The following is a 21,385-nucleotide window of genomic DNA, read 5'->3' on the forward strand; positions in this document are numbered from 1 at the left end:
AGGCACCGGGACAGACACGGGCGTCCGCACCGGCACGCCACCCCCTCCCCCGCCCCTCTCCGCCGGCGCCCGCTCACTCGCCCTCGGCGTCCTCGCCTCGGGCATGCTGATGATCGTTCTCGACGGCTCCATCGTCACCGTCGCGATGCCCGCCATCCAGGACGACCTCGGCTTCACCCCGGCCGGACTGAGCTGGGTCGTGAACGCGTACCTGATCGCCTTCGGCAGCCTGCTGCTCCTCGCGGGGCGGCTCGGCGACCTGCTGGGGCGCAAGCGCGTGTTCCTCGCGGGTACGGGGGTGTTCACCGCCGCCTCGCTCCTGGCGGGTGCCGCGAGCTCCCCCGCCGTACTGATCGCGGCGCGGTTCCTGCAGGGCATCGGCAGCGCGATGGCGGCGGCGGTCAGCCTCGGCATCCTCATCACGCTCTTCACCGAGCCGGCGGAACGGGCCAGGGCCATCGCCGTCTTCAGCTTCACCGGCGCGGCCGGGGCGTCCATCGGCCAGGTGACGGGCGGGCTCCTCACCGACGCGATGAGCTGGCACTGGATCTTCTTCATCAACCTGCCGATCGGGCTCGCCGCCCTCGCCCTCGCGGTCCGCGTCCTGCCCGGCGACACACGCACCGGCGTCCGCACCGGCATCGGCACGGGCACCGGCAAGCGCACCGGCACGGGCAGGGTCACGAGCGAAGCCACCGGCTCGGGCACACGCGGCCTCGCCGCCGGCGCCGACATCATCGGCGCGCTGCTCATCACGGCCGGTCTGATGCTGGGCATCTACACCGTCGTCGAGGTCGAGCGGTACGGCTGGGTCTCGGCGCACACGCTGGGTCTCGGCGCCCTCGCCGCCGCCCTGATCGGCGCGTTCGTCGCCCGCCAGGCGACCGCCGCGACCCCGCTCATGCCCCTGCGGATCTTCCGTTCGCGCGCGGTGGCCGGAGCCAACGCCGTCCAGATGCTGATGGTCGCCGCGCTGTTCTCGTTCCAGATCATCCTGGCGCTGCACCTCCAGCGGGTGCTCGGCTACGGCGCCGGCGAGACCGGCCTCGCGATGCTGCCCGCCGCGATCGTCATCGGCGCCGTGTCACTGGGCGTCTCCGCCCGGCTGAACGCCCGCTTCGGCGAGCGCAACGTCCTGCTGACCGGCCTCCTGCTGCTGATCACGCTCCTCGTGCTGCTCACCCGGATACCCGCCGACGCGGACTACGCGACCGACGTGCTGCCTCTGATGCTGCTCGCCGCGGGCTTCGGGCTGGCCCTTCCGGCCCTGACGTCGCTCGGGATGTCCGACGCCGGGGAAGAGGACGCGGGGCTCGCCTCCGGGCTCTTCAACACCACTCAGCAGATCGGGATGGCGGTGGGCGTCGCCGTTCTGTCGACGCTGGCGGCCTCGCGGAGCGAGCGCCTGCTGACGGACGGCGCGAGCGAGGCCGAGGCGCTGACCGCCGGCTACCACCTGGCATTCGGCGTGGGGGCCGGACTGCTCGTGACCGCTTTCGTGGTGGCGTACGCGGTGCTCAGGCCTCGTACTCGGTGAGGTCGATGGTGTGGATGTTCAGCGCGAAGCCGTACACCGGGTGCTTCGTCTCCCGGTCGAGGACCATGTCCAGCTTGCCGATCACGTTCTCGGACTCGTCGTTGCCCACCCGGTTCACGGCGACGACACGCTCCAGACCCCGGTCCTGGAGGGCGAACTCCAGCACGGCGTGGGCGGCCTCGGAGGCGTAACCCTGGCCCCAGAACTGCGCGCCGAGCCGCCAGCTGATCTCCACGTCGGGCAGCACCTCCGGCAGATACTCGGGTACGGAGAGGCCGGCGACGCCGATCAGTTCGCCCGAGGCGAGCAGTTCGACGGCGAAGAGCCCGAAGCCCTCCTCGTCCCACTCCTCCTCCCAGCGCTCGATGTCCTCGGCCGTCTCGTCCAGGTCGCGGACCGAGCCGTCGCCGATCCAGCGCATGACCTGCGGGTCCGAGTTGATCTCGGCCATGGCGGCGAGGTCGTCGTCGGTCCAGCGGCGGAGGAGGAGGCGGGGCGTGCGGATCTCGGTCATGCGCCCATCCTGTCAGGGGTGGTGGTCAGGGGTGCACGACCGCGTAGTCCACGGCACGCCAGGCGGCGCGGAAGGCGTCGTGCCTATCGCCGTCGCCGTCCGGCGAGGCTCCGCCGCCGGTGACGCCCGTCGCCCAGATCCGTACGGTCTCCGCCTCGCCGGCCGCGTCCAGCGGCTGCCAGCCCGGGTCCCCCGTCGCCGCGAAGTCCGCCCACGCCCGGATCATGCGACGCGACAGTTCGTGGTCCTCGGCCGACGGCGGGCCGCCGATGAGGAAGGCGAGTGCGGGGACGCCGAGGTTGCCGAAGACGAAGGGGACGTCGGCGTTGTGCCAGGGGTGTACGACACCGCTCTCCGTGACGCGCCGCCTGGCGAAGCGGGAGAGATACGTCCGGCGGCCCGCGCGGGCGTGCCGCTCGGCGAGGCGGCTGCTGTACTCGGCGAAGGACATGTCGCCGTGGATCGCGAGGTACACGTCGAGCACCGGCGCGTCGGGCATCAGCGCCCGATAGGCCGGTACGAGATCGTCGGGCAGCCCGAAGTCCCCCGCGAACGCGGAGAGTTGATCGTCCGTCGTGAACTTCTTGCTGCTGCCGACCGCGTCCATCAGCCAGTACTCCTCCGTCGTGTGGCAGACGAGGAGGTCGACGTCGGCGCGGTCGGCCGCGTCGACGGCGAGCGGATCGGCGGGCAGCACATCACCGTCGGCGACCGGGCCGTACAGCACCGGGTCGTAGTGGCGCGCTCCCGCCGCCGGGTCCTCGCGCAGGCGGGCGACGACCTGGTCGGAGGCGTGGACCAGGTCGTACGGGGACGCCGCCGTCAACCCCTCGGCCGTGGCCGGGACTCCGGCGGCGTCCGCCACCAGACGCGTGGTGTCGGCGGCGAGTCGAGAGGAGAAGACCGGACCGACCACGCTGTGGACGACGGCGCGGTGGAACAGTCCGCGCGCCCGCTCCATCACCGTGAGGCACGCGGCGGACGCCGCCCCCGCCGACTGCCCGGCGACGGTGACGCCGGCCGGGTCGCCGCCGAAGGCAGCGATGTTGTCGCGCACCCACTCCAGCGCGGCGATCTGGTCGAGCAGACCACGGTTGTCGGGGCAGCCGGGGTCCGGGACATGGCCGAACCCCTCGAAGCCGAGCCGGTAGTTGAGGGTGACGACGACCAGCCCGGCGCGGACCAGCGCCGTACCGTCGAAGTCGGGCTGGGCCGACGAGCCGAAGGTGTACGCGCCGCCGTGGATCCAGACGAGCACGGGCCGCCGCCCCGCCGCGTTCCCGTCCGTCCAGACGTTGAGGCTCAGTACGTCCTCGTCGCCGGGCGACCACGCGGGCGCGCCCGGAAGCTCCGCCGACTGCGGCGCGACCGGCCCGAAGGCGACGCACTCCCGTACGCCCTGCCAGGCGGGCGCGGGCCGGGGGGCCTTGAAGCGGTCGGCCCCGAACGGCGGTGCGGCGTACGGGATACCGAGCACCGCGACGACATCGGAGGCGGTCCGCCGTCCCCGTACCTGCCCGTTCACCGTCGGAAAGAGATCCACGCCCGCACTGTAGGTCCTAGGTTCTGTCCGCTCCCCCGACGCCGCTGTCCCCGCCGCGTTCCCGTACCAGCACGTCGATGCCGTCCAGGATGCGTTCGAGTCCGAAGGTGAACTCGTAGTCCGGGCCCTCCGGTTCGTCCGGGATCTCCATCACCCCGGACGCCAGCATCTCGGCGACGGACGGGTAGCGCGCGGGGTCGGCCAGCCGCTGGATCGTGCGCCCGTATCCGGCGAGCACCGCGTCCGCGGGTCTGCCGCTCGCCGTCACGGCTGCCGCCAGGTCCGCCATGAGCGTCGCCTCGTGCCGTACGTAGCCGTTGACCATCAGGATCACGGACAGCTTCTCGCCCCAGTCGAGCCGCGTCCCCTCCAGCGCCACCAGCCCCGACTCCCACCAGGCCACCATCCGGGGTGTGGCGGGCGGGCTGGAGACCGGGATACGGAGCGCCCAGAGGTTCTCGTAGAAGATCCGGCGCATCCCCCACGCCCATCGCGCCATCGCCGTACGCCAGTCGGTGCCGGGAGCGGGGGGCGCGGGCGGGTCGCCGATGATCGCCTCCTGCATCAGCACGTACAGCTCGTCCTTGGCCGCCACGTACCGGTAGAGCGACATCGGCGAGACGCCGAGTTTCTTGGCGATCCGGCCCATCGAGACGGCGGGCAGCCCCTCGGTCGTGGCGACGGTGACGGCCGTGTCGACGATCCGCTGGAGGGTCAGGCCGGGCTTACGGCCCTTGGTCGGGCGTTCGCGCAGGCCCCAGGCGGCTTCGATGCTGGCCGGCAGCCCGGTGTCCGACGCGCCGCCGGCGTCACCGTCGCCGTTCTCGTCCGTCACGTCTCCGCCTCCGACTCCGCCCACGACTGTCCGCGCTTGACGCCATCCTAGGTAATGCGTAACCCTTACACATCAAGCGTAAGCCATACGCATAACGGAGGAGCGGTGGCCATGAGCCCCGAGAGACCCCTGGAAGTCGCCGACCCGGAACGCCGCACGCGAGCGATCAGCGCCATCGGCCTGGAGAAGTCCTACGGGCGGGGAGACCGGCGGGTGAAGGTGCTCGACGGCATCGATCTCACCGTCGAGCGCGGCACGGTCTTCTCCCTGCTCGGCCCCAACGGCGCGGGCAAGACGACCGCCGTACGGATCCTCGCCACGCTCGCCGACGCCGACGGCGGCACGGCCAGGGTGGCGGGTTACGACGTACGCACCCAGCGGCGCCAGGTGCGCCGGGCGGTCAGTCTGACCGGCCAGTTCGCCTCCGTCGACGAGAAGCAGACCGGCGAGGAGAACCTGCGCATGATGGCGCGGCTCGGCGGTCTCTCACGCCCGGCGGCCCGCCGCCGCGCCGCCGAGCTGCTGGAGCGGTTCGATCTGACGGCCGCGGGGCGGCGGCTCACCGGCACGTACTCGGGCGGGATGCGGCGGCGGCTGGACCTGGCCGCGGGGCTGGTCGGCGAGCCGGAGGTCATCTTCCTCGACGAGCCGACGACCGGGCTCGACCCGCGCAGCCGGCAGGAGTTGTGGCGGGTGGTGCGCGATCTCTCGGCGGGCGGCTCCACGGTCTTCCTCACCACCCAGTATCTGGAGGAGGCCGACCAGTTGGCGGACCGTATCGCCGTGCTCGACGGCGGCCGGCTGGTCGCCGAGGGCACCGCGGCCGAGCTGAAGAGCCGCGTCTCCGGGCACCGGCTGGACGTGGTGGTGGCCGACGCGGCGGCGTACGAACGCCTCGCGCCGCTCGCCGTCCAGCGCTCGGCCGACACGCTCACGCTCGGTCTGCCGACGGACGGCACGGCGACGCGGGTACGGGCGCTGCTGGACGAGATCGACCCGGAACGCCGGGACGTCGTGAGCTTCACCGTGCACAGCGCGTCGCTCGACGATGTGTTCATGGCCCTGACCGGCCGGGCGAAAACCACCAAGGAGCCGACCCATGTCTGACGCGGCGACGATGTCCCCGGGCGGCCGGGCACTGAACAACTCCCTTGTCATGACGGCCCGTTCGCTCCGGCTCAGCAGCCGTAACGTCGACGCCGTCTTCACCTCGCTCATGCTGCCGATCATGCTGATGCTGATCTTCGTCTATCTGTTCGGCGGCGCGATCAGCACCGGTACGGGCGAGCCGTACGTCGCCTACGTCGTCCCCGGCGTGCTGCTGCTCTGTGCCGGTTTCGGCTCGTCCGGCACGGCCGTGAGCGTCAACGAGGACATGAAGGGCGGCATCATCGACCGGCTGCGCTCGCTGGACGTCGCGGGCGCGGCGATCCTCGCCGGCCATGTCGCTTCGAGCGCGGTCCGCAACGTGGTCTCGACGGTCCTGGTCCTCGGCGTCGCGCTCCTGATCGGCTTCCGCCCCACCCCGACCCTTCCGGGGGCCCTGGCGGCGGCGGGCCTGCTGCTCGCCTTCATCATCGCGATCTCCTGGCTGGCGGCGGCGGTCGGCCTGCTCACCGGATCGCCGGAGGCGGCGGGGGCGTTCTCGTTCTTCATGATGTTCCTGACGTACCCGAGCAGCACGTTCGCCCCGATCGCCACGATGCCGTCCTGGATCCACGGCTTCGCCTACAACCAGCCGGTCACCCCGGTGATCGAATCCCTCCGCGGCCTCCTCCTGAACCAGCCGGTGGGCACGGACCCGTGGGTGGCACTGGCCTGGTGCGGGGGGATTCTGCTGGTGGCGGTGGGGCTGTCGGGGCGGCTGTTCAGGAACCGTACGGCGTGACAGTCAGCCGTCGGCTCCGATCAGATCGCCGCCCGGCAGCGCCCGCGCGAGATACGGATTGGCGAGGAGTCTGGCCCGCAATCCCAGCGACGCGGTGGCGCTGGAGAGCGTCAGGGAGTACGAGTCAACCGCCCTGCGGACGTTGGGCGTGTCGAGGCTCTCACCGGTGAGCAGCCGGTCCAGATCGATGTAGGCGGAGCGAACGATCTCCATCCAGCGGTAGAAACGCCAGTCCTCCTCCCAGCCCCTGGTGAACTCTGGATCGAGTCGCTTACTCCACCGGCCAAGCATCCGCTCCCGAGTCTGCGCCCCGTGCGGCGTCAGATGGAGATGCCGGACGAGGTCGTACAAGGGGTCGCCGACCATCGCCATTTCCCAGTCGATAATCGTCAGGCCGTCGTGTGTCTCGTTCCTGATGAGATTCCAGGGATTGAGGTCCCCGTGCAGCAGCGCGGAAGTGCGGGGGGATACGTACCGCCGTCCCACGAGCAGCTCATGGAGCCGGTTCGCGTTGGGCAGCCCGAGCGCACCTGCGAGACGGAGTGACTCCTTCGGCAGGTCGGCGACCATCTCGATGAGCCGGCCGCTGAGCCACTGGTAGAAGTCGCCGTGTACCACGTCGGGACCGAGCCCGTGGGTCGGGACGTCCGTCAGCGCGCACAGCTGGTCAACCAGATCGTCCGCCTCGCGCAGACCGAGCCCGTCGACGGGATGCTCGGGCGGTGTGCCGTCGGCCGGCCCGACGTAGGAGTGGATGACGAACTGGTCGTCAAAGCCGCTGATGCCACGCGCCAGAACTTCCGGAGCGCGCACCCTGGCCCTTACGGGTTCGAGTGCGTGGAGCACGAGATGCTCGTCCAGGAAGCGGCGCTCCCTGCGGTTGCTGTCGTCGAGCCTGCGCCTTACCACCACGGTCTCGCCGCCCCGGCCAGCCTTGACGACGGTGCTGAGGTGCCCGGTGCCTTTGAAAACGTGCTCGGCCCCGGCCGCTCCCTCAGCGGACAGCACCTGTGAGACGGCTTCCATGGGATACCCGCTCCACCGAAGGACTTCCTCGTCAGCCACCCAGGGCACCACTCCCACGGGATGGAGCACCTGGGCCGCCCGGCCCGGCTGTGCCGCGTACCAGCGGTAGAGGGCTTTGCCGATCTCGGCGGGCTGCGGGATAGCACTGAGCCGCAGTGGGCCACGCGCCAGTTCGAGAGCCGCTCGTACGGCTTCGGTGGCCCGTTCAAGGCCGACGGGCTCGGGGGCACGACCGAGCGACTGGGCCGCTCGCATCACGTCGGGATAGACGGACTGGGCCCGCTCGAAATCCAGGTAATGCTGAAGGTCCGTCTCCAGGCCGTTCGCAGCCTGCGGGCGGGTGTCCCGCATCGCCAGCGCCCACGCTTCCTTGACGTCGTCCCACTGTTCCGCCGGATAGCGCATCCGTACGAGATGGGTGGCGAGATCGTGCAGCGGATCCCCGTAGGAGGCCAACTCCCAGTCGACGCAGATCAACGGCGCCTTGGGTTTGAAGTAAGAGAGGATCACGTTGTCGCGGTGCAGGTCCGTGTGCAACAGGCTGAATGGCCTGGGCTGCATCGTCGGTACCCTCCCTGCGAAATCGCCCATGACCTCCTCGGGCACACCGAGGGCCGCGAAGAGCCCGCCGAACTCTGCCCGGTTGGGCTGCCGGACCTGTCGGTCCGTCAGCACCGCGAGGGTCCGCAGAAAGGAACGGGTCGCGCCGTCCCGCGGCCAAGAGGCGGGCAGCCCGGGAAGATGCGCGCGTCGTACGGCGGTCATCTCGGCCAGCACACCCGCCAACGCGCGGAGCAGCCGCGAGTCGACCGGCCTGTCGTCGGAGCAGATCGTGGAGAGCGGAACACCCTCCACGTAGCTGTGTACGGCGAACTCGTCCATCCTGACAAGGCATTCGGGGACGTATTTCAACCGGCCCTTGATGGAGCGGAGGATCTCCGACTCGTCCAGCCAGGTCCGCAGCACCACGGGCAGCACACCCGGGTGCCTCCTTCGGAGCATGACCTGGGCCCCGGGCTCCAGACCGAGCGGTGCTGCGAGTTCGGCCGTCGGCGCGACCAGAAAGTTGTCGTTGTGATGACCTCGCTGCCGGACGCCCTCAGCCAGGGCGTACCGCACAAAGTTACCGTACGGACCCGACCGCTCGTTTTCGGACACCTGAACTCTGCACCTCACGGGAACTGCCCACGGAGGCGGCGCTTGGTGAATGACCGACAGACGGTGGGGAATTCATCCTAACCATCAACCCACAGACCACATCAGCCACTTGGCCGGAACACCCCGACGTGGCTTCCGATTGGGCCGGATGGACGTCGCGGTCTAAACCGGCGACTCCTCGCCAAGCATGGCCCAGTGCTTGTTGAACCAGGTTTGCGCGGAGTCGACGAAGAGCGATCCCTGGGATTCCAAGTCTTGGTCTTTGGCGTAATGGAAGAGCGTCGCACCCAGTCCCAGTACGTCGAGCGCGTTGACCTCCTCCCCGTCGTCGAGCCGCATCGCCCGTTCCACCAGCAGGTACAGGCCGTGCAGTGCCTGGGTTTTGTTGAGCAGGTAGAGCTTGAAAGTGGGCGTGAAGGGCACCGTCCTGACCTCGACGTCTACCTGATTGACCAGCTTCTCCGTGCGGAGATCCTCCAGCGCAGCTCGCAGGGAGTCCGTGTGCCGTTCGGTGATCCGGCGCAGCCGGTCGAGGGGTCTCGCGTCCTCCGTGTTGTTCTTGTCCTTCAGCCGAGGGTAGGCGAGCGTGACGCCCTGAGTAGGCAGGAGCATGCGGACCGAAATGCTCTCCGGGTGGATCAGCCCTCCCCGCACCCGTTCCGCCTGTAGCCGGATGTGGGTGTCCAGCGATTCGGAGGTGAGCGTGGCCACGTCCAGCGTGACGTCCTTCGCCTCGAACGCAGCCGCGATGAAGGGCCCGAGGGCCGGACGGCCGGCGGACGTCCGCAGTGCGGAACTTGTATGCACCTGCTGCCGGTCCTCGGCCTGCTGGCGGAGCACCTTCGACCCGATGCCCTGCTTCGACTCGATCACGCCGTCCGCGATCAGAACTCGAAGCGCTCGCTGGATGGTGTCACGCGAGACGTCGAACTGCTCGGCAAGTTGCATCTGGGGCGGCAGATAACCGCCTACGGGATATATCCCATCCCCGATCTCCGCCCGCAGCACGTCGGCGATGCGCTGGAACTCCCAGCCCTCGCCGCTTTCGGATCGGTCACCTTCCATGACTTGACCGTACAACTCCAGACCGGCTGGCACTCACGGTTTCAGCCAAATCACAGTGGAGAGCCCCAAGCAGTTAACCGATCAGTCAAAGAGGGGAACACCAAGACAACTTGACTGACGACTCACCAGTTGACTGGTCGGCAAGTTCGGATGAAGGAGGGATCGGTCATGTCACTGCGCCTCCAGGTCGGACCCGACCACCATCAACACCGATTTCATCGACGGGACGACGGTGGTCGCACCCGCGCCCAGGAGCAGGTTCCGCTTGCGCTGGTTACGCGCGTAGCCGACGAAGGGAACGCCGGCTTTTCGGGCCGCCACGCAGTCCGCGGGGGTGTCCCCGATCATCAGCGCTCGCCCAGCGGCGACACCGGTGGAGTCCAGGGCCCGCAGCAGGCAGTCCGGGTCGGGCTTGAGTCGGTGCAGGTCGCGCGTACGGCCGTGGATGTGGTGGCCGAAGCAGTCGATGAGCCCGCGAGCGGTCAGGTAACGCGCCACGACGGGGGCCGAGTTGTTGGTCGTGATGGCCAGCCCCCGCCCGGCCGACCGGAGGGCCAGGATCAGCTCGTCCGCGTACTGGGTGGGCTCCGCCGTATCCGTGGCACGCAGCTCGTGCTCGGTGAGCTCGGCCTCCAGCTCCGCGAGGAACCCGCTGTCCGGAGCGGCGAGAGCGACCGCCCGCAGTACCGCGTGCGGGTCGCCGGAGCGAGCCTCGTCCCCGGTCAGGAGGCCCTCCCGGCCCTGCCGGCGGAGCCAGCTCACCAGGTCGGCGGCCACCCCGTCCGCGGGGTATCCGGCGAACAACCGGCAGACGGGACCATCGAAGTCGAACAGCACACATGTCGTCGAATCGAAGAGTTCGCGCAGGTCAGCCACATCGTTCCGTCCGTCGACAGTGGGTCCACAACTGCACCTCGGCGATCCGTTACGAGCCGGGAGGACCTTCGATCGGCTCAGCCGTCGGGGAAACCGCAGAGGAACGCTACCTCGTCACCATTCAGTAAGTCCCCCCTCTCCCTTGATCTCGCAGCGTCAGACCAGGTTGAGGTCGGTGGCGATCGTCGTCCAGAGCGCGTCGAACCAAGCCTGCGACTGCACAACGAACGCGTGGTCCCGGTTGGCCTGCCCGGCACCCGCCCCGAACGAGAAGAGGGGCGATTCGCCCCCCAGCGCGTCGTACATCGCGACCGGCTTGCGGTTGATCTGCTCCTCGCGCTCCGTGACCCGGTAGTACGCGAACAGCGCCTCCGTGCCGTTGAGGAGATACAGCTTCACCGGAGGCGTGAAGGGCAGCGCCTTGAACTCCACGTCCACGTCGATGCCGTGCGCCGCGCCCAGTCCCCGCAGATGGTCGCTGAGGACCGTGCCGTGCGCGTTGCGCATCTGGAGCCAGCGGTGGTGGACCGGGTCCGCCTCCTCGGGGTTGCTGATCATCCGGGGAAAGGCCAGATCGATGTCCCGGTTGGGCATCAGCACGCGCACCCGGACCGTGGCTGGCGTGGAGTCCCGGGCGTGGATGCGCCTGCGCTGTTCGCCGAAGGCCGCGCTCAGCGACTCCGCCGTGAGGCAGAGGGCGTCTATCCGGACGTCCACGGCGTCGAAGGCCGCGTCGATCCGGGGGCCCAGCGCGACCATCGTCTCCCGGGGAGTGCCGTCCGCCGCCTCCGTGCCGGAGGAGGGGTCGGCGACGCGGGCCGGCGCTCCTCGGGTGGGCTCGGTGAGCCGTCTCTCCTGCTGGAGCAGCTTCAAGGCCTGCCGCACGACGGTGCGCTGCACGTCGAACTCCTCGACCAGGGCAGCCTGCGTCGGCATGGCGTCGCCGATGGCGAGTTCACCGGAGTCCATCCGGTCACGGAGAACCTTCGCCACCTCTTCCGACGTCGGCTTGTCCGTGCCGTTCACCGCACTGCGTTCAGAGTTCACACAAGAACGTTACAACTTATGGCCATCTCCCGTCAGGCACACGGAGTTGGTTACTTTTCCCGATAACTGGGAACAACTTTCTTAGTTGGCAACCAAGTTAAAGAACTTGGCGGAACTACTCGCTCCACTCGTCGCCCGTCCACTGTCGTACGGGCCCGCGTCACGCGCTTCCAGTCGCGTCCCTCACGCCACGTGCCACGCATCCGCACAGCTCTGAGTTCTCCACTCTGCCTGGAGGGGCCGTCATGCCAGTGTTCACCCTTGTACTAGAACAAGCCGTCCAGCTGAAATACGGCGTCCTGGGGGCGGGAGCGTTCCTCATGCTCACCGGCGGTATCAGGTTCAGGAGCTCCACCTGCGCCGGAATCGGCGCCGTCGTCCTGGCCCTGCTCTTCATGCAGCCGGGCATGGGCTGACCGCGGGCCGGCCCCCACCGGGCCGGCCCGTCGGAAGCCGTATCAGAAGATGTCCGGGCACCACGGCCGGCGGGAGGTGCGGAACAGCGCGTCCGTCCGGGACGCCGCGCCCGGCTTCTCCTCCGTCACCGTGCCCAGCGCCGACAGTCGGACCGCCGACTCGTCGCCCAGATAGAGCGCGCCCAACTCCCTCACGTCCAGCGTCAGATCGGGTGACTCGGTGGTCGGGGCGCAGGTGGTGCCCGAGGGGGTGGCGTCCAGGCGGTAGCGGCCCGAGGCCAGGGACGAGCGGTCGTGGATGTCCAGGACCAGGGTCCCGGAGGCCGCGTACGTACGGGACTCCAGCGCTCGTACGGTGTCCAGGATCCGCACCCACAGGAAGTCCGCCTGCGTGACGATCCTGGCCGCGCGGGGGTCGGGGAGGAAGAAGGGCAGCAGATCGTCGGGGGCGCGGTAGCCGGTGCGGACCGTGCTGATCCAGTCGATCGAGCAGACGTACCGCCACAGCGCGCGCTCCGCCGCCGGGGTCACGGCGATCGCGTCGACCACCGTCGCCGTGTTCAGCGGCTGCTTGGCGTCGCCCCACACCTCGTCCGCCCGGTAGGTCAGCAGGCCCTGGACCTCGCCCGACGCGTCCCGGTACACCGCGTGGAACGGCTCGACCCACGGCCCGCCGTGCGAGGTCGCCGTGCCGGTGAGGACCTGCCACCAGCGCTCGTTGCGGCTGATCAGGCCATGGCGGACCGAGCACAGCCGGTCGTGCAGTTCGGGGCCCAGCTTCCGTACCTCCGCGCCGTCGACCAGGTCGACCCGCCCGCCGTCGTCGGGCTGTCCGCTCCGGCGCGGGTCCAGGCCGGTGCGCGGTACGTCGACCGACCACTCGGTGATCCAGGCGGCCGGGCCGAAGCCGTACCGCCCGTAGATGGGGTACTCCGCCGCGATCAGCGTGGACACGACGTCGCCGCGCTCCTTGGCCTCGGCCAGATCTTCGTTGATCATCCGGCTGAGCAGCCCCCGGCGGCGGTGCGTGGCGGAGACCGTGACGCCGGTGACCGCGTTGGCCGGCAGCCTGGCGCCGCCGACGGCGGTCAGTTCCTGCGGGAAGGTGCGGTACGTCGCCACGCAGCGGCCGTCGTCGAACGCGCCCCGCATACGGCTCGGGTCCAGATACGTCCGGCGGTCTTCGAGGTCCTTCTCGCTCACTGTCGGCGCCCTGAGGAAACCGGTGTTCACGGCACGGAGCCAGTCGGGGAATTCGGATTCGCTGATCACTCGGACGTCGATGGCCATGCTCCGTACGCTAAACACAGGAAGGTACAAAAGTCGTGCGGATTTCCGCGGGCCACCGACGAACCGGTGGCGACGAGCCGGTGGGGCGGGCGCTCAGAACACCGCCCGGACCTCGCCCACCTCCGCGTCGCCCCCCATCAGCGGCGCCCGTCCGATCCGGGTCACCACCGGTCCCTCGACCCCCAGCAGCCCCAGCGCCCGCGCCAGTACCGGGCCCAGCGCGCGCAGGCCGCCGTCGTCCACCTTGAACGCCAGCGCGCGGCCGTCCGCCAGCGCCACCGCCTGCACGGCCTCCGCGCCCATCTTCGACAGCGTGCCCGGCACCTCACGCATCAGCCAGGTGTCGGCCCTGCGCGTACCGGCCACGTACTCCGGATGCGCGCGCATCGCGTCCGCGACCCGGCGCTCGGCCGTGCCGGGCTCCGCGAGGACGAAGTGGCGGAAGGCGCGGGCGAGTCCGGTGAGGCCGATGGCCATCAGCGGGGCGCCGCAGCCGTCCGTACCGACCGCCGAGATCCGCTCCCCCGACGCCTCCTCGACGACCTCGGCGACCAGCCGCTGCAACGGATGGGACGGCTCCAGATACGTACCGAGCTGCCAGTCGTTGTGCACGCAGGCCGCCAGCATCGCCGCGTGCTTGCCCGAGCAGTTCATGGTGACCCGGTCCCTGACCCGCCCCGCCGCCAGATACCGCTCGGCCTCCACCCGGTCAAGCGGCAGATCGGCCGGGTTCAGCAGATCGTCCGCCGTCAGCCCCGACTCGGAGAGCATCTTCTGTACGAGATCGAGGTGGAAGGACTCGCCGGAATGGCTCGCCGCCGCCAACGCCAGCCGCTCATCGGACAGTTCGACCCCGGCGCGCAGCACGGCGGCCGCCTGGAGGGGCTTGTTGCTGGAGCGCGGGAAGACCGGCACGTCCACGTCACCGAGCGCGAACTCGACACTGCCGTCCGCCGCGAGCAGCACCAGCGAGCCCCGGTGCCTGCCCTCAACGAACCCGGACCGCACGACCTCCGCCAGGACCGGGGTCACGGAATCGGGAAGGGAGGGGGGCACGGAGCCGGTGCCGTCGGTCGTGGTCCTGCGAGTCGTCATCATCGGCCTTCCGGGCGGGGGACCGCTCCGGAAGGCAGTCATGGCATTACGTGAGCAGGTCGTCTACTTGTGCTTCGCCTTCACGGTACCTGCGCGCGATCTCCGCGCTGCACTCGTCCGCCGTCCGTTGGAGAAGATGCCGCCGCCGCGAAACCTGCTGCTCATGCCTGATGAGCCGGCCCATCGCGGCGTGCAACTCCTCGTCCGTACGGGCCGCGAGGTCGGAGAGCTCCACCTCGGCGAGCGCTTCGGCGGCCAGCAGCCGGAACTCCTCGTTCCGCGGTGTGGAAAGAGTCACATGCCGTGCCGACGACCGGTGGAGGGACGGAGTGTCCGCCAGGATCTCGGAGAGCCGGTCGACGACCGGAGTCTCGGGCGCGGCCCGCCGAGCCAGTTCGGCGCGCAGGATGTCGATACGGCCCTGAAGGAGTCTGCGCAGATAGCTGAGGTCGGCCTCGTCGCGCGTCGCGTCCCGGCGCAGCGCCCTCAACTCCGGCAGCCGCAGGGTGTTCTCACCGCCCGGTGCCCGCTGTGCCGGCGGCCGGACCGTCGCCGCACCGGCACCGGCACCGGCACCGGCGCCCCTGCCGGACGTCGTACTGCCGGTGATCGGTACAGGACCGGGCGACTGCCCGGCACCGGATGTACTCATGCGCGCCTACTTCCCCTCGCTCCGCCTGCGTGCATCGTGCCACTCCTGCACGTGCACCTGCAGGCGATCTGCACCCGTTCGGCCCTGGATGGGCGCACGTCGGGCGCTGGATAGGTTGGTCCGTATGCGAGCAGTGGTGCAGAGAGTCGACGGCGCGAGCGTCGCCGTGGTGACGGAGTCCGGGACCGAGACGGTCGGCGAGATCGCCGGCGAGGGGCTGTGTGTGCTGGTGGGGGTCACCCACGAGGACACGAAGGAGAAAGCGGCCCAACTGGCCCGCAAACTCTGGACGCTGCGGATCCTCGCGGGCGAGAAGTCCTGTTCGGAGGTGAACGCACCCCTCCTGGTGATTTCTCAGTTCACTCTCTACGGGGACGCCCGCAAGGGCCGCCGTCCCACCTGGAACGCGGCGGCGCCGGGAGCGCTGGCCGAACCGCTGGTCGACGAGGTCGTGGCGCGGCTGCGCGAGCTGGGGGCGACCGTGGAGACGGGCCGGTTCGGAGCGGACATGCGTGTCTCGCTCACGAACCACGGCCCGTTCACGGTGCAGTTGGAGATGTGACGCGGGGGGATGCGCGTGGGGACGTGAGCGCGTGCCGCTGCACGCGCGAGGCAGGCCCGCTCAGGCCTCCACGACCGCTTCCTGCGCCGCCGGTGTGTTCCCCGCCATCAGCGGCGCGTCCAGCGGCACGTTGCGCTTGACCAGGGCCAGCGCGATCGGCCCCAGTTCGTGGTGGCGGGCCGACGTGGTGATGAAGCCGAGCGGCCGGCCCTCCTCGCCGTCGGCGGCGAGCCGTACGGGCGTGCCGTGCCCCGGCAGCAGCACCTCGCTCCCGTCCAGGTGCAGGAAGACCAGCCGGCGCGGCGGCTTCCCCAGGTTCTGGACGCGCGCGACGGTCTCCTGCCCCCGGTAGCAGCCCTTCTCCAGATGGACGGCGGTACCGATCAGGCCCAGCTCGTGCGGGATGGTGCGGTGGTCCGTCTCGAAGTTCAGCCGCGGCCGGTGGCCCTCGACGCGCAGCGCCTCGTACGCGAGGATCCCGGCCGGCGGGCCGTATCGCCGCGCGTACAACTCCAGGTCGGCGCGCGGCAGGAAGACGTCGCGGCCGTACGGCGTCTCCCGTACGACGGCACCCTCCGGGACCTCCGCGATGGACCCGGCTGGGACATGGACCACGGCGAAGTCGTCCGTGCGGTCGGCGACGTCCACGCGGTAGAAGAACTTCATCGATTCCAGATACGCGATCAGCTCCTCCCGCGTGCCGGGCTCGACATGCGCCCACACCGTCTCGCCGTCGTCCACGAGATACAGGGCGTGCTCGATGTGGCCGTTCGCGGTGAGGATCAGCGCGTCCGTGGCCTGCCCGGCGGGCAGCTCGCTGACGTGCTGGGTGAGCAGCAGATGGAGCCAGCTCAGCCGGTCGTCGCCGGAGACGGTGACGACGCCGTGGTGCGAGAGGTCCACCAGGCCCTTGCCGTCGGCGAGCGCGCGTTGTTCGCGGAACAGATCGCCGTAGTGCGCGGCGACACCTTCGTCCTGTCCTTCGGCGGCCACGGCACCGGGCAGGGTGAGGAGCGGGCTGGTCGTTGACTGTCGCTGCATACCGACAAGCGTACGACCCGGCTACGAATCACCGCTCGCCGCACGGGCGGCACAGTTCCGGCAGCTGCCGAAGATCGCGAAGTGCTTCATGTCCGTCGTGAAGCCGAACGTGTCGCGGAGCTTGTCCGTGAAGTCGGCGGCGACCGAGACATCCGCCTCGATGACGTTCGTGCAGTCGCGGCAGACCAGATGGATGTGGTGGTGCCGGTCCGCGAGGTGGTACGTCGGCGCGCCGTGCCCCAGGTGCGCGTGGGAGACCAGGCCCAGCTCCTCCAGCAGCTCCAGCGTCCGGTAGACGGTGGAGATGTTCACGCCGGACGCCGTCCTGCGGACCTCGACCAGGATGTCGTCCGGCGTCGCGTGTTCCAGGGTGTCGACGGCTTCGAGGACAAGCTGGCGCTGCGGGGTCAGGCGGTATCCGCGCTGCCTCAGGTCGCTCTTCCAGTCGGTGCTCACCACGCGTCCAGTGTAGGCAGCGCGGGCCGCGATGGGGCCGGTCCGGCTATTTGAAGAACGCGATGCCGTCGTCGGGGAGGTCGCCGAGGTCCTTCGCCCAGGCCGCGACCTGCTCCGGCGAGACGACCTTCTTCAGATGCGCCGACATGTACGCGCGCATCGGGACCTCGGGGGTGGACTTCTCGCCGACCCACATCAGGTCGCTGTTGACATAGCCGTAGAGCCGCTTGCCACCGTTGTACGGACCGGCGGACGCCGTACGCGCGACCGCGTCCGTGACAAGGTCGATCTGCGGCTTCTGGTCGGCCAGCTCCCCGTACCAGATCTCCACGACGCCCTGGTCACGCACCATGACGACCTCGACCTTGCGGTCCTTGTCGATGCGCCAGAAGCCGGACTCGGACTCGATGGGGCGGAGCTTCTTGCCCTCGGCGTCCAGCGCCCAGGTGTGCGAGACGTACTCGACGAAGTCCCGGCCGTCATGGCTGAAGGAGACTTCCTGGCCGAAGTTGGCCTTCTCCTCGCCGGGGAAGTCGAAGACACCCACGCCCTCCCAGTCACCGAGGAGGAAGGCGAGCGGAACAAGGTCCGGGTTGAGGTCGGACGGGATCTCGATCATGAGCAGCTCAGGCGATCTGTAGGGATTCGAGTGGGCGAGGAGCGGGGCGCGGTCAGCTCTGCCCCTGGTACAGCTTCTTCACGACCAGCCCGGAGAAAGCCAGCACGCCCACCACGATCAGGGCCAGTAGGGCGGTGAAGAAGTCCTCAAGCACGGGGTGCTCCTCGAAGAGCGTCGGGGCGTAACGGCCGACCCCAGCCTAATGGGTGGGGACGGGCCGCTCACTGCGAGGTACGGCCGGTGGGATCGGGCCCGGCGGCCGGGCGTACGGGCGCGCATTACAGTCGGGACATGGCCAAGAAGCTCGTGATCAAGGTAACCGCCGGCGCCGACGCCCCGGAGCGCTGCTCGCAGGCCTTCACCGTGGCCGCGGTCGCCGTGGCCAGTGGTGTGGAGGTCTCCCTCTGGCTGACCGGCGAGGCGGCGTGGTTCGCCCTGCCGGGCCGGGCCGCCACGTTCGAGCTGCCGCACGCGGCGCCGCTGCCGGACCTGATCGAGTCGATCCAGTCGGCGGGCCGGATCACCCTCTGCACGCAGTGCGCGGCGCGGCGGGACATCGCGGAGGAGGACGTACTGGAGGGCGTACGGATCGCGGGTGCCCAGGTCTTCGTCAGCGAGGCGATGGCGGACGACGTACAGGCGCTCGTGTACTGACGCGCCTGTGGGCCCCGTGGTCGCGTAGCGCCGTGACGCGCGGATGTCATTTCGGTGGCGGTGGCGGTGGCTTCTTCCTGCCGTCCAGCTCCTGCCACCACTCGTCCGACTTCGGGTCGCCCGACGGGTCGTCCCACCAGCGGTCGTCGGGGCCGCGTCTGTTCGCGACGATCGCCGCGACCGGCGGGATGACCGCGGCGACCACGCACATCCCGATCGCCGCCGGCACCGACCACAGGCGCACGAACGCCCACGCCGAGACGAACAGGCCGATACACCCGCCCATCAGCAAGAAGTAGCGGCGACGGCGTCGCGTATACATACATCGACCTTACGACGGCACGGAGGACCGCGCCCCGTGTCCGGAAGCGTCCAACTCCCGTGGGGCGCGGCCCTCCGGCCGCTCATGTCACGCCCGGACCAGTGATCCGGCTCAGACGGCGATGGCCACCTCGGCCAGACCGCCCGTCCGCGCGACGACCGTACGGTCCGCCGTACCGCCGGGCACGAGCGCGCGCACGGTCCACGTGCCCTCCGCCGCGTAGAAGCGGAACTGGCCGGTCGCCGAGGTCGGGACCTCCGCGGTGAACTCTCCGGTCGAGTCCAGCAGGCGCACGTAGCCGGTGACGGGCTCGCCGTCACGGGTCACGGAACCCTGGATGGTGGTCTCACCGGGCTTGATCGTCGAGGCGTCCGGGCCGCCGGCCTTCGCTCCGCACATAGGGATCTGTCCTCCGAGTCAGGCAGCTGGTCTCGCGGGGTGGTTCGGGCGCCCGATCGGGGCGTCCGACGGGGCAGGGCAGGCTTACTTCGCCGCGCCGAGCTCGATCGGCACGCCGACGAGGGAGCCGTACTCGGTCCACGAACCGTCGTAGTTCTTGACGTTCTCCTGGCCGAGCAGCTCGTGCAGCACGAACCAGGTGAGCGCGGAGCGCTCGCCGATGCGGCAGTAGGCGATGGTGTCCTTCGCCAGGTCGACCTGCTCCTCCTCGTAGAGGGCCTTGAGCTCGTCGTCCGACTTGAAGGTGCCGTCGTCGTTGGCGTTCTTCGACCACGGGATGTTGCGGGCGCTCGGCACGTGGCCGGGGCGCTGCGACTGCTCCTGCGGGAGGTGCGCGGGGGCGAGCAGCTTGCCGCTGAACTCGTCGGGCGAACGCACGTCGACCAGGTTCAGGCTGCCGATCGCGGCGACGACGTCGTCACGGAAGGCGCGGATGGACGTGTCCTGGGCCTTGGCCTTGTACTGCGTGGCCGCGCGCTCGGGCACCGCGTCGACCAGGTCGCGGGAGTCCAGCTCCCACTTCTTGCGGCCGCCGTCGAGGAGCTTGACGCCCTCGTGGCCGTAGAGCTTGAAGTACCAGTAGGCGTAGGACGCGAACCAGTTGTTGTTGCCGCCGTAGAGGATCACGAGGTCGTCGTTGCCGATGCCCTTCGCGGACAGGAGCTTCTCGAAGCCCTCCTGGTCGACGAAGTCGCGGCGCACCGGGTCCTGGAGGTCTTTCTTCCAGTCGATGCGTACGGCGTTACGGATGTGGTTCTTCTCGTACGCCGAGGTGTCCTCGTCGACCTCGACGATGACAACCTTCGGGTCGTCGATGTGGGCCTCGACCCAGTCGGCGTCTACCAGGACGTCGCTGCGGCTCATGTGTTCTCCTCCGGGGCAGTGTGCGGCGGGTGGTGCGGGCGGCGGCGCCTTCCGGGCACGGGGGCGCGGCGGGCTGCGTACGGCACGGGGTGGCCCTGACGTGGTCGAAGGGCCGGGAGAGGTGGCGGGGTGGACGTGTCCCGCTCAGGCGGTGCGACAGAGCATGGCGGCGACGCGGCACAGGTCGACTGCCCGCCGCTTCGTGAGGTTCGCCTGTCCCCGCTGCTGGAGACCGCTGATGAAGCACTGCATGCGTCCGATCGTAGGGACGGATACGGTGCGGTGTCACCGATGTGTCGGATGATGAGACGTGATGGTCCAAGATGCGGGACGGCTGGGCGTTCCGGATGGCCGCGGCACGGTCCCGGCGCCTCTCGTACGGCTGTCGTATCTACGGGATGGACATCCGCGTCTCACGATACGGCGAATGGGTGCGTGTGCCCGGTGCCTGGCGGGCGCGGCGCGTGCGGGCTCCGTGCCTGTGCCCGTGCCTCTGCCCGTGCCCGGCGCGGTCGGTGAGGTCGGCACGTCGGCGCCGCCGGCCGGTGAGCCCGTCAGCTCGTGAGGTCGACGTCCTTGCCCGTGCCGGAGAACCGGAGGCCGTCCTGCGCCGCGGTGACCTGGTCGAGCGTGATGGTCGACGGCAGCCCGTCGATCGTCAGGTCGTAGTCCACGACCTCTTTCAGCTTCTCGTCCACGCCCGGCACCGGGAGCTTGGGAAGGTCCTCGGCGCGCAGCCGGACCTTGTCGCCCTTCTCCAGCGAGACCGTGCTGTAGGTCGTGAAGTTCTCCTTCAGCAGCCCCCTGAAGGCGTCCGGCACCTCGATGCCCGCGCCCTCGACCAGTTCGTCCAGCGGCCCCGAGACCTTGACCTGGCCCTTCGCCGCCCGCTCGGGCCCGGCGTAGCCGACCGTCGCGCCCTTCGGCGCGGACTTGGTGAGGTCCTCGTAGGAGATCAGCGCCGAGCCCTCGGCACTGCCCGCGGTCGCGGAGGAGAAGCTGCTGTTCACGCGTACGTCGCGGAGCTCGGCCCGCACCTCTGTCACCTCGACCTCGCGGCCTTCGGTGGTGGCGGTTATCCCGCCGATGCTGATCTCGATCTCGTCCAGCGACGAGGACAGCACCTGGGTGAGGAAGGGGAAGCCCTTGATGGAGACGTCGGGCTCGCTGCTGAGGCCCTGACTGCTCTTGATCTTGCTCGCCGCCTCGCTCTCGGCGAAGTACACCGCGGCCCGGTCGGCGGCGACGAACAGCCCGCCGAGGATCACGACGACGATCAGAAGAATTCGCAGTGCGCGCATTGCTCGGTGTCCCCCACCCTGGTCGTACCCAGCCCCCATGACGACCGTGAGCCTAACGGCAGCGTTGATCGCTCTGGACGTGCGGATCTCGGATGAACTCGGTGATCTCGGTTGAACTCGGTTCAACTCGAACGCGGTCGTGCGACGAACCGCATCTGGCTCGAC

The 21,385-nt window shown here is 69.7% G+C and carries 24 protein-coding genes; 6 read left to right on the forward strand and 18 right to left on the reverse strand.

Translation table 11 applies throughout. The features are described 5' to 3' along the window. Positions 1–103 precede the first annotated feature (103 nt). Positions 104–1,537, forward strand: a complete 1,434-nt coding sequence (locus IEY79_RS28740; RefSeq protein WP_189110620.1) for an MFS transporter — start codon at positions 104–106, stop codon at positions 1,535–1,537. Here IEY79_RS28740 and IEY79_RS28745 read toward each other — a convergent pair. From IEY79_RS28745 to IEY79_RS28755, 3 genes are read right to left on the reverse strand one after another with little or no spacing between them, the layout of a single operon-like run. Further along, positions 1,518–2,051 carry a GNAT family N-acetyltransferase gene (locus IEY79_RS28745; RefSeq protein ID WP_189110546.1) on the reverse strand — a complete coding sequence of 178 codons (534 nt, stop codon included), beginning with the start codon at positions 2,049–2,051 and terminating at the stop codon, positions 1,518–1,520. The two genes, IEY79_RS28740 and IEY79_RS28745, sit on opposite strands and share 20 nt — an antisense overlap. A gap of 25 nt (positions 2,052–2,076) precedes the next feature. Next, positions 2,077–3,594, reverse strand: a complete 1,518-nt coding sequence (locus tag IEY79_RS28750) for a carboxylesterase/lipase family protein (RefSeq protein WP_189110547.1) — start codon at positions 3,592–3,594, stop codon at positions 2,077–2,079. Between the two features lie 16 nt (positions 3,595–3,610). After that, positions 3,611–4,429 (reverse strand): TetR/AcrR family transcriptional regulator, encoded by an 819-nt coding sequence (locus IEY79_RS28755; protein WP_189110548.1) that lies wholly within the window; start codon positions 4,427–4,429, stop codon positions 3,611–3,613. A gap of 111 nt (positions 4,430–4,540) precedes the next feature. Here IEY79_RS28755 and IEY79_RS28760 point away from each other — a divergent pair, with 111 nt between their 5' ends. Both IEY79_RS28760 and IEY79_RS28765 read left to right on the forward strand, forming a co-directional pair. Beyond that, the gene (locus tag IEY79_RS28760) at positions 4,541–5,536 is read left to right on the forward strand and encodes an ATP-binding cassette domain-containing protein (protein ID WP_189110549.1); all 996 of its coding nucleotides are present in this window, start codon (positions 4,541–4,543) and stop codon (positions 5,534–5,536) included. After that, positions 5,529–6,317 carry an ABC transporter permease gene (locus IEY79_RS28765; protein ID WP_189110550.1) on the forward strand — a complete coding sequence of 263 codons (789 nt, stop codon included), beginning with the start codon at positions 5,529–5,531 and terminating at the stop codon, positions 6,315–6,317. The genes IEY79_RS28760 and IEY79_RS28765 overlap by 8 nt, the downstream gene beginning before the upstream one ends. 3 nt (positions 6,318–6,320) lie before the next feature. On the opposite strand, the gene IEY79_RS28770 is transcribed toward IEY79_RS28765, so the two are convergent. From IEY79_RS28770 to IEY79_RS28785, 4 genes are all read right to left on the reverse strand, one after another. After that, positions 6,321–8,462, reverse strand: a complete 2,142-nt coding sequence (locus tag IEY79_RS28770; protein ID WP_189110551.1) for an aminoglycoside phosphotransferase family protein — start codon at positions 8,460–8,462, stop codon at positions 6,321–6,323. Positions 8,463–8,663: 201 nt separating this feature from the next. Continuing rightward, complete coding sequence (locus IEY79_RS28775; protein WP_189110552.1) at positions 8,664–9,566, reverse strand: GntR family transcriptional regulator; 903 nt, start codon at positions 9,564–9,566, stop codon at positions 8,664–8,666. 171 nt (positions 9,567–9,737) lie between these two features. Further along, positions 9,738–10,442 (reverse strand): HAD family hydrolase, encoded by a 705-nt coding sequence (locus tag IEY79_RS28780; protein ID WP_229701202.1) that lies wholly within the window; start codon positions 10,440–10,442, stop codon positions 9,738–9,740. Positions 10,443–10,598: 156 nt separating this feature from the next. Further along, positions 10,599–11,489, reverse strand: coding sequence for a GntR family transcriptional regulator (locus IEY79_RS28785; protein WP_229701203.1), 891 nt, complete (start codon positions 11,487–11,489; stop codon positions 10,599–10,601). A 245-nt stretch (positions 11,490–11,734) separates the two neighbouring features. On the opposite strand from IEY79_RS28785, the gene IEY79_RS28790 reads away from it, so the two are divergent. Continuing rightward, positions 11,735–11,905 carry a hypothetical protein gene (locus tag IEY79_RS28790; RefSeq protein ID WP_189110553.1) on the forward strand — a complete coding sequence of 57 codons (171 nt, stop codon included), beginning with the start codon at positions 11,735–11,737 and terminating at the stop codon, positions 11,903–11,905. 42 nt (positions 11,906–11,947) lie between these two features. Here the strand turns inward: IEY79_RS28790 and IEY79_RS28795 are convergent, their stop codons facing one another. The 3 genes from IEY79_RS28795 to IEY79_RS28805 form a co-directional block, all read right to left on the reverse strand. Further along, positions 11,948–13,195, reverse strand: a complete 1,248-nt coding sequence (locus IEY79_RS28795; RefSeq protein ID WP_189110554.1) for a GNAT family N-acetyltransferase — start codon at positions 13,193–13,195, stop codon at positions 11,948–11,950. Between the two features lie 93 nt (positions 13,196–13,288). Next, entirely contained in the window at positions 13,289–14,293 is a 1,005-nt protein-coding gene (locus IEY79_RS28800) for an asparaginase (RefSeq protein WP_373292642.1), read from the reverse strand. Positions 14,294–14,336: 43 nt separating this feature from the next. Then, positions 14,337–14,942, reverse strand: coding sequence for an RsiG family protein (locus IEY79_RS28805; protein WP_189110555.1), 606 nt, complete (start codon positions 14,940–14,942; stop codon positions 14,337–14,339). A 124-nt stretch (positions 14,943–15,066) separates the two neighbouring features. Here IEY79_RS28805 and dtd point away from each other — a divergent pair, with 124 nt between their 5' ends. After that, a complete protein-coding gene (gene dtd / locus IEY79_RS28810; RefSeq protein WP_189110556.1) occupies positions 15,067–15,504 on the forward strand; it encodes a D-aminoacyl-tRNA deacylase in 438 nt (145 codons plus the stop codon). Between the two features lie 60 nt (positions 15,505–15,564). Here the strand turns inward: dtd and ygfZ are convergent, their stop codons facing one another. From ygfZ to IEY79_RS28825, 3 genes are read right to left on the reverse strand one after another with little or no spacing between them, the layout of a single operon-like run. Continuing rightward, positions 15,565–16,545, reverse strand: coding sequence for a CAF17-like 4Fe-4S cluster assembly/insertion protein YgfZ (gene ygfZ, locus IEY79_RS28815; RefSeq protein WP_189110557.1), 981 nt, complete (start codon positions 16,543–16,545; stop codon positions 15,565–15,567). Positions 16,546–16,566: 21 nt separating this feature from the next. Beyond that, positions 16,567–17,004: a Fur family transcriptional regulator gene (locus tag IEY79_RS28820; RefSeq protein WP_189110558.1), complete on the reverse strand. Its 438-nt coding sequence runs from the start codon at positions 17,002–17,004 to the stop codon at positions 16,567–16,569. A gap of 43 nt (positions 17,005–17,047) precedes the next feature. After that, positions 17,048–17,620 (reverse strand): heme-binding beta-barrel domain-containing protein, encoded by a 573-nt coding sequence (locus IEY79_RS28825; RefSeq protein ID WP_189110559.1) that lies wholly within the window; start codon positions 17,618–17,620, stop codon positions 17,048–17,050. 291 nt (positions 17,621–17,911) lie between these two features. Between IEY79_RS28825 and IEY79_RS28830 the strand changes: the two genes are divergently transcribed. Beyond that, entirely contained in the window at positions 17,912–18,274 is a 363-nt protein-coding gene (locus tag IEY79_RS28830) for a DsrE family protein (RefSeq protein WP_189110560.1), read from the forward strand. 46 nt (positions 18,275–18,320) lie between these two features. Here IEY79_RS28830 and IEY79_RS28835 read toward each other — a convergent pair whose 3' ends face one another. The 5 genes from IEY79_RS28835 to IEY79_RS28855 form a co-directional block, all read right to left on the reverse strand. Continuing rightward, a complete protein-coding gene (locus IEY79_RS28835) occupies positions 18,321–18,596 on the reverse strand; it encodes a DUF3099 domain-containing protein (protein ID WP_189110561.1) in 276 nt (91 codons plus the stop codon). 111 nt (positions 18,597–18,707) lie between these two features. After that, on the reverse strand, positions 18,708–18,995 hold the full coding sequence (locus IEY79_RS28840) for a DUF1416 domain-containing protein (RefSeq protein ID WP_093800238.1): 288 nt from the start codon (positions 18,993–18,995) through the stop codon (positions 18,708–18,710). An 84-nt stretch (positions 18,996–19,079) separates the two neighbouring features. Further along, positions 19,080–19,919: a sulfurtransferase gene (locus IEY79_RS28845; protein ID WP_189110562.1), complete on the reverse strand. Its 840-nt coding sequence runs from the start codon at positions 19,917–19,919 to the stop codon at positions 19,080–19,082. 144 nt (positions 19,920–20,063) lie between these two features. Next, complete coding sequence (locus IEY79_RS38465; protein ID WP_023540667.1) at positions 20,064–20,171, reverse strand: putative leader peptide; 108 nt, start codon at positions 20,169–20,171, stop codon at positions 20,064–20,066. Between the two features lie 302 nt (positions 20,172–20,473). Continuing rightward, positions 20,474–21,220 carry an LmeA family phospholipid-binding protein gene (locus IEY79_RS28855; RefSeq protein WP_189110563.1) on the reverse strand — a complete coding sequence of 249 codons (747 nt, stop codon included), beginning with the start codon at positions 21,218–21,220 and terminating at the stop codon, positions 20,474–20,476. Positions 21,221–21,385 lie beyond the last annotated feature (165 nt).

Source organism: Streptomyces camponoticapitis (assembly GCF_014646115.1).
Lineage (GTDB): Bacteria > Actinomycetota > Actinomycetes > Streptomycetales > Streptomycetaceae > Streptomyces > Streptomyces camponoticapitis.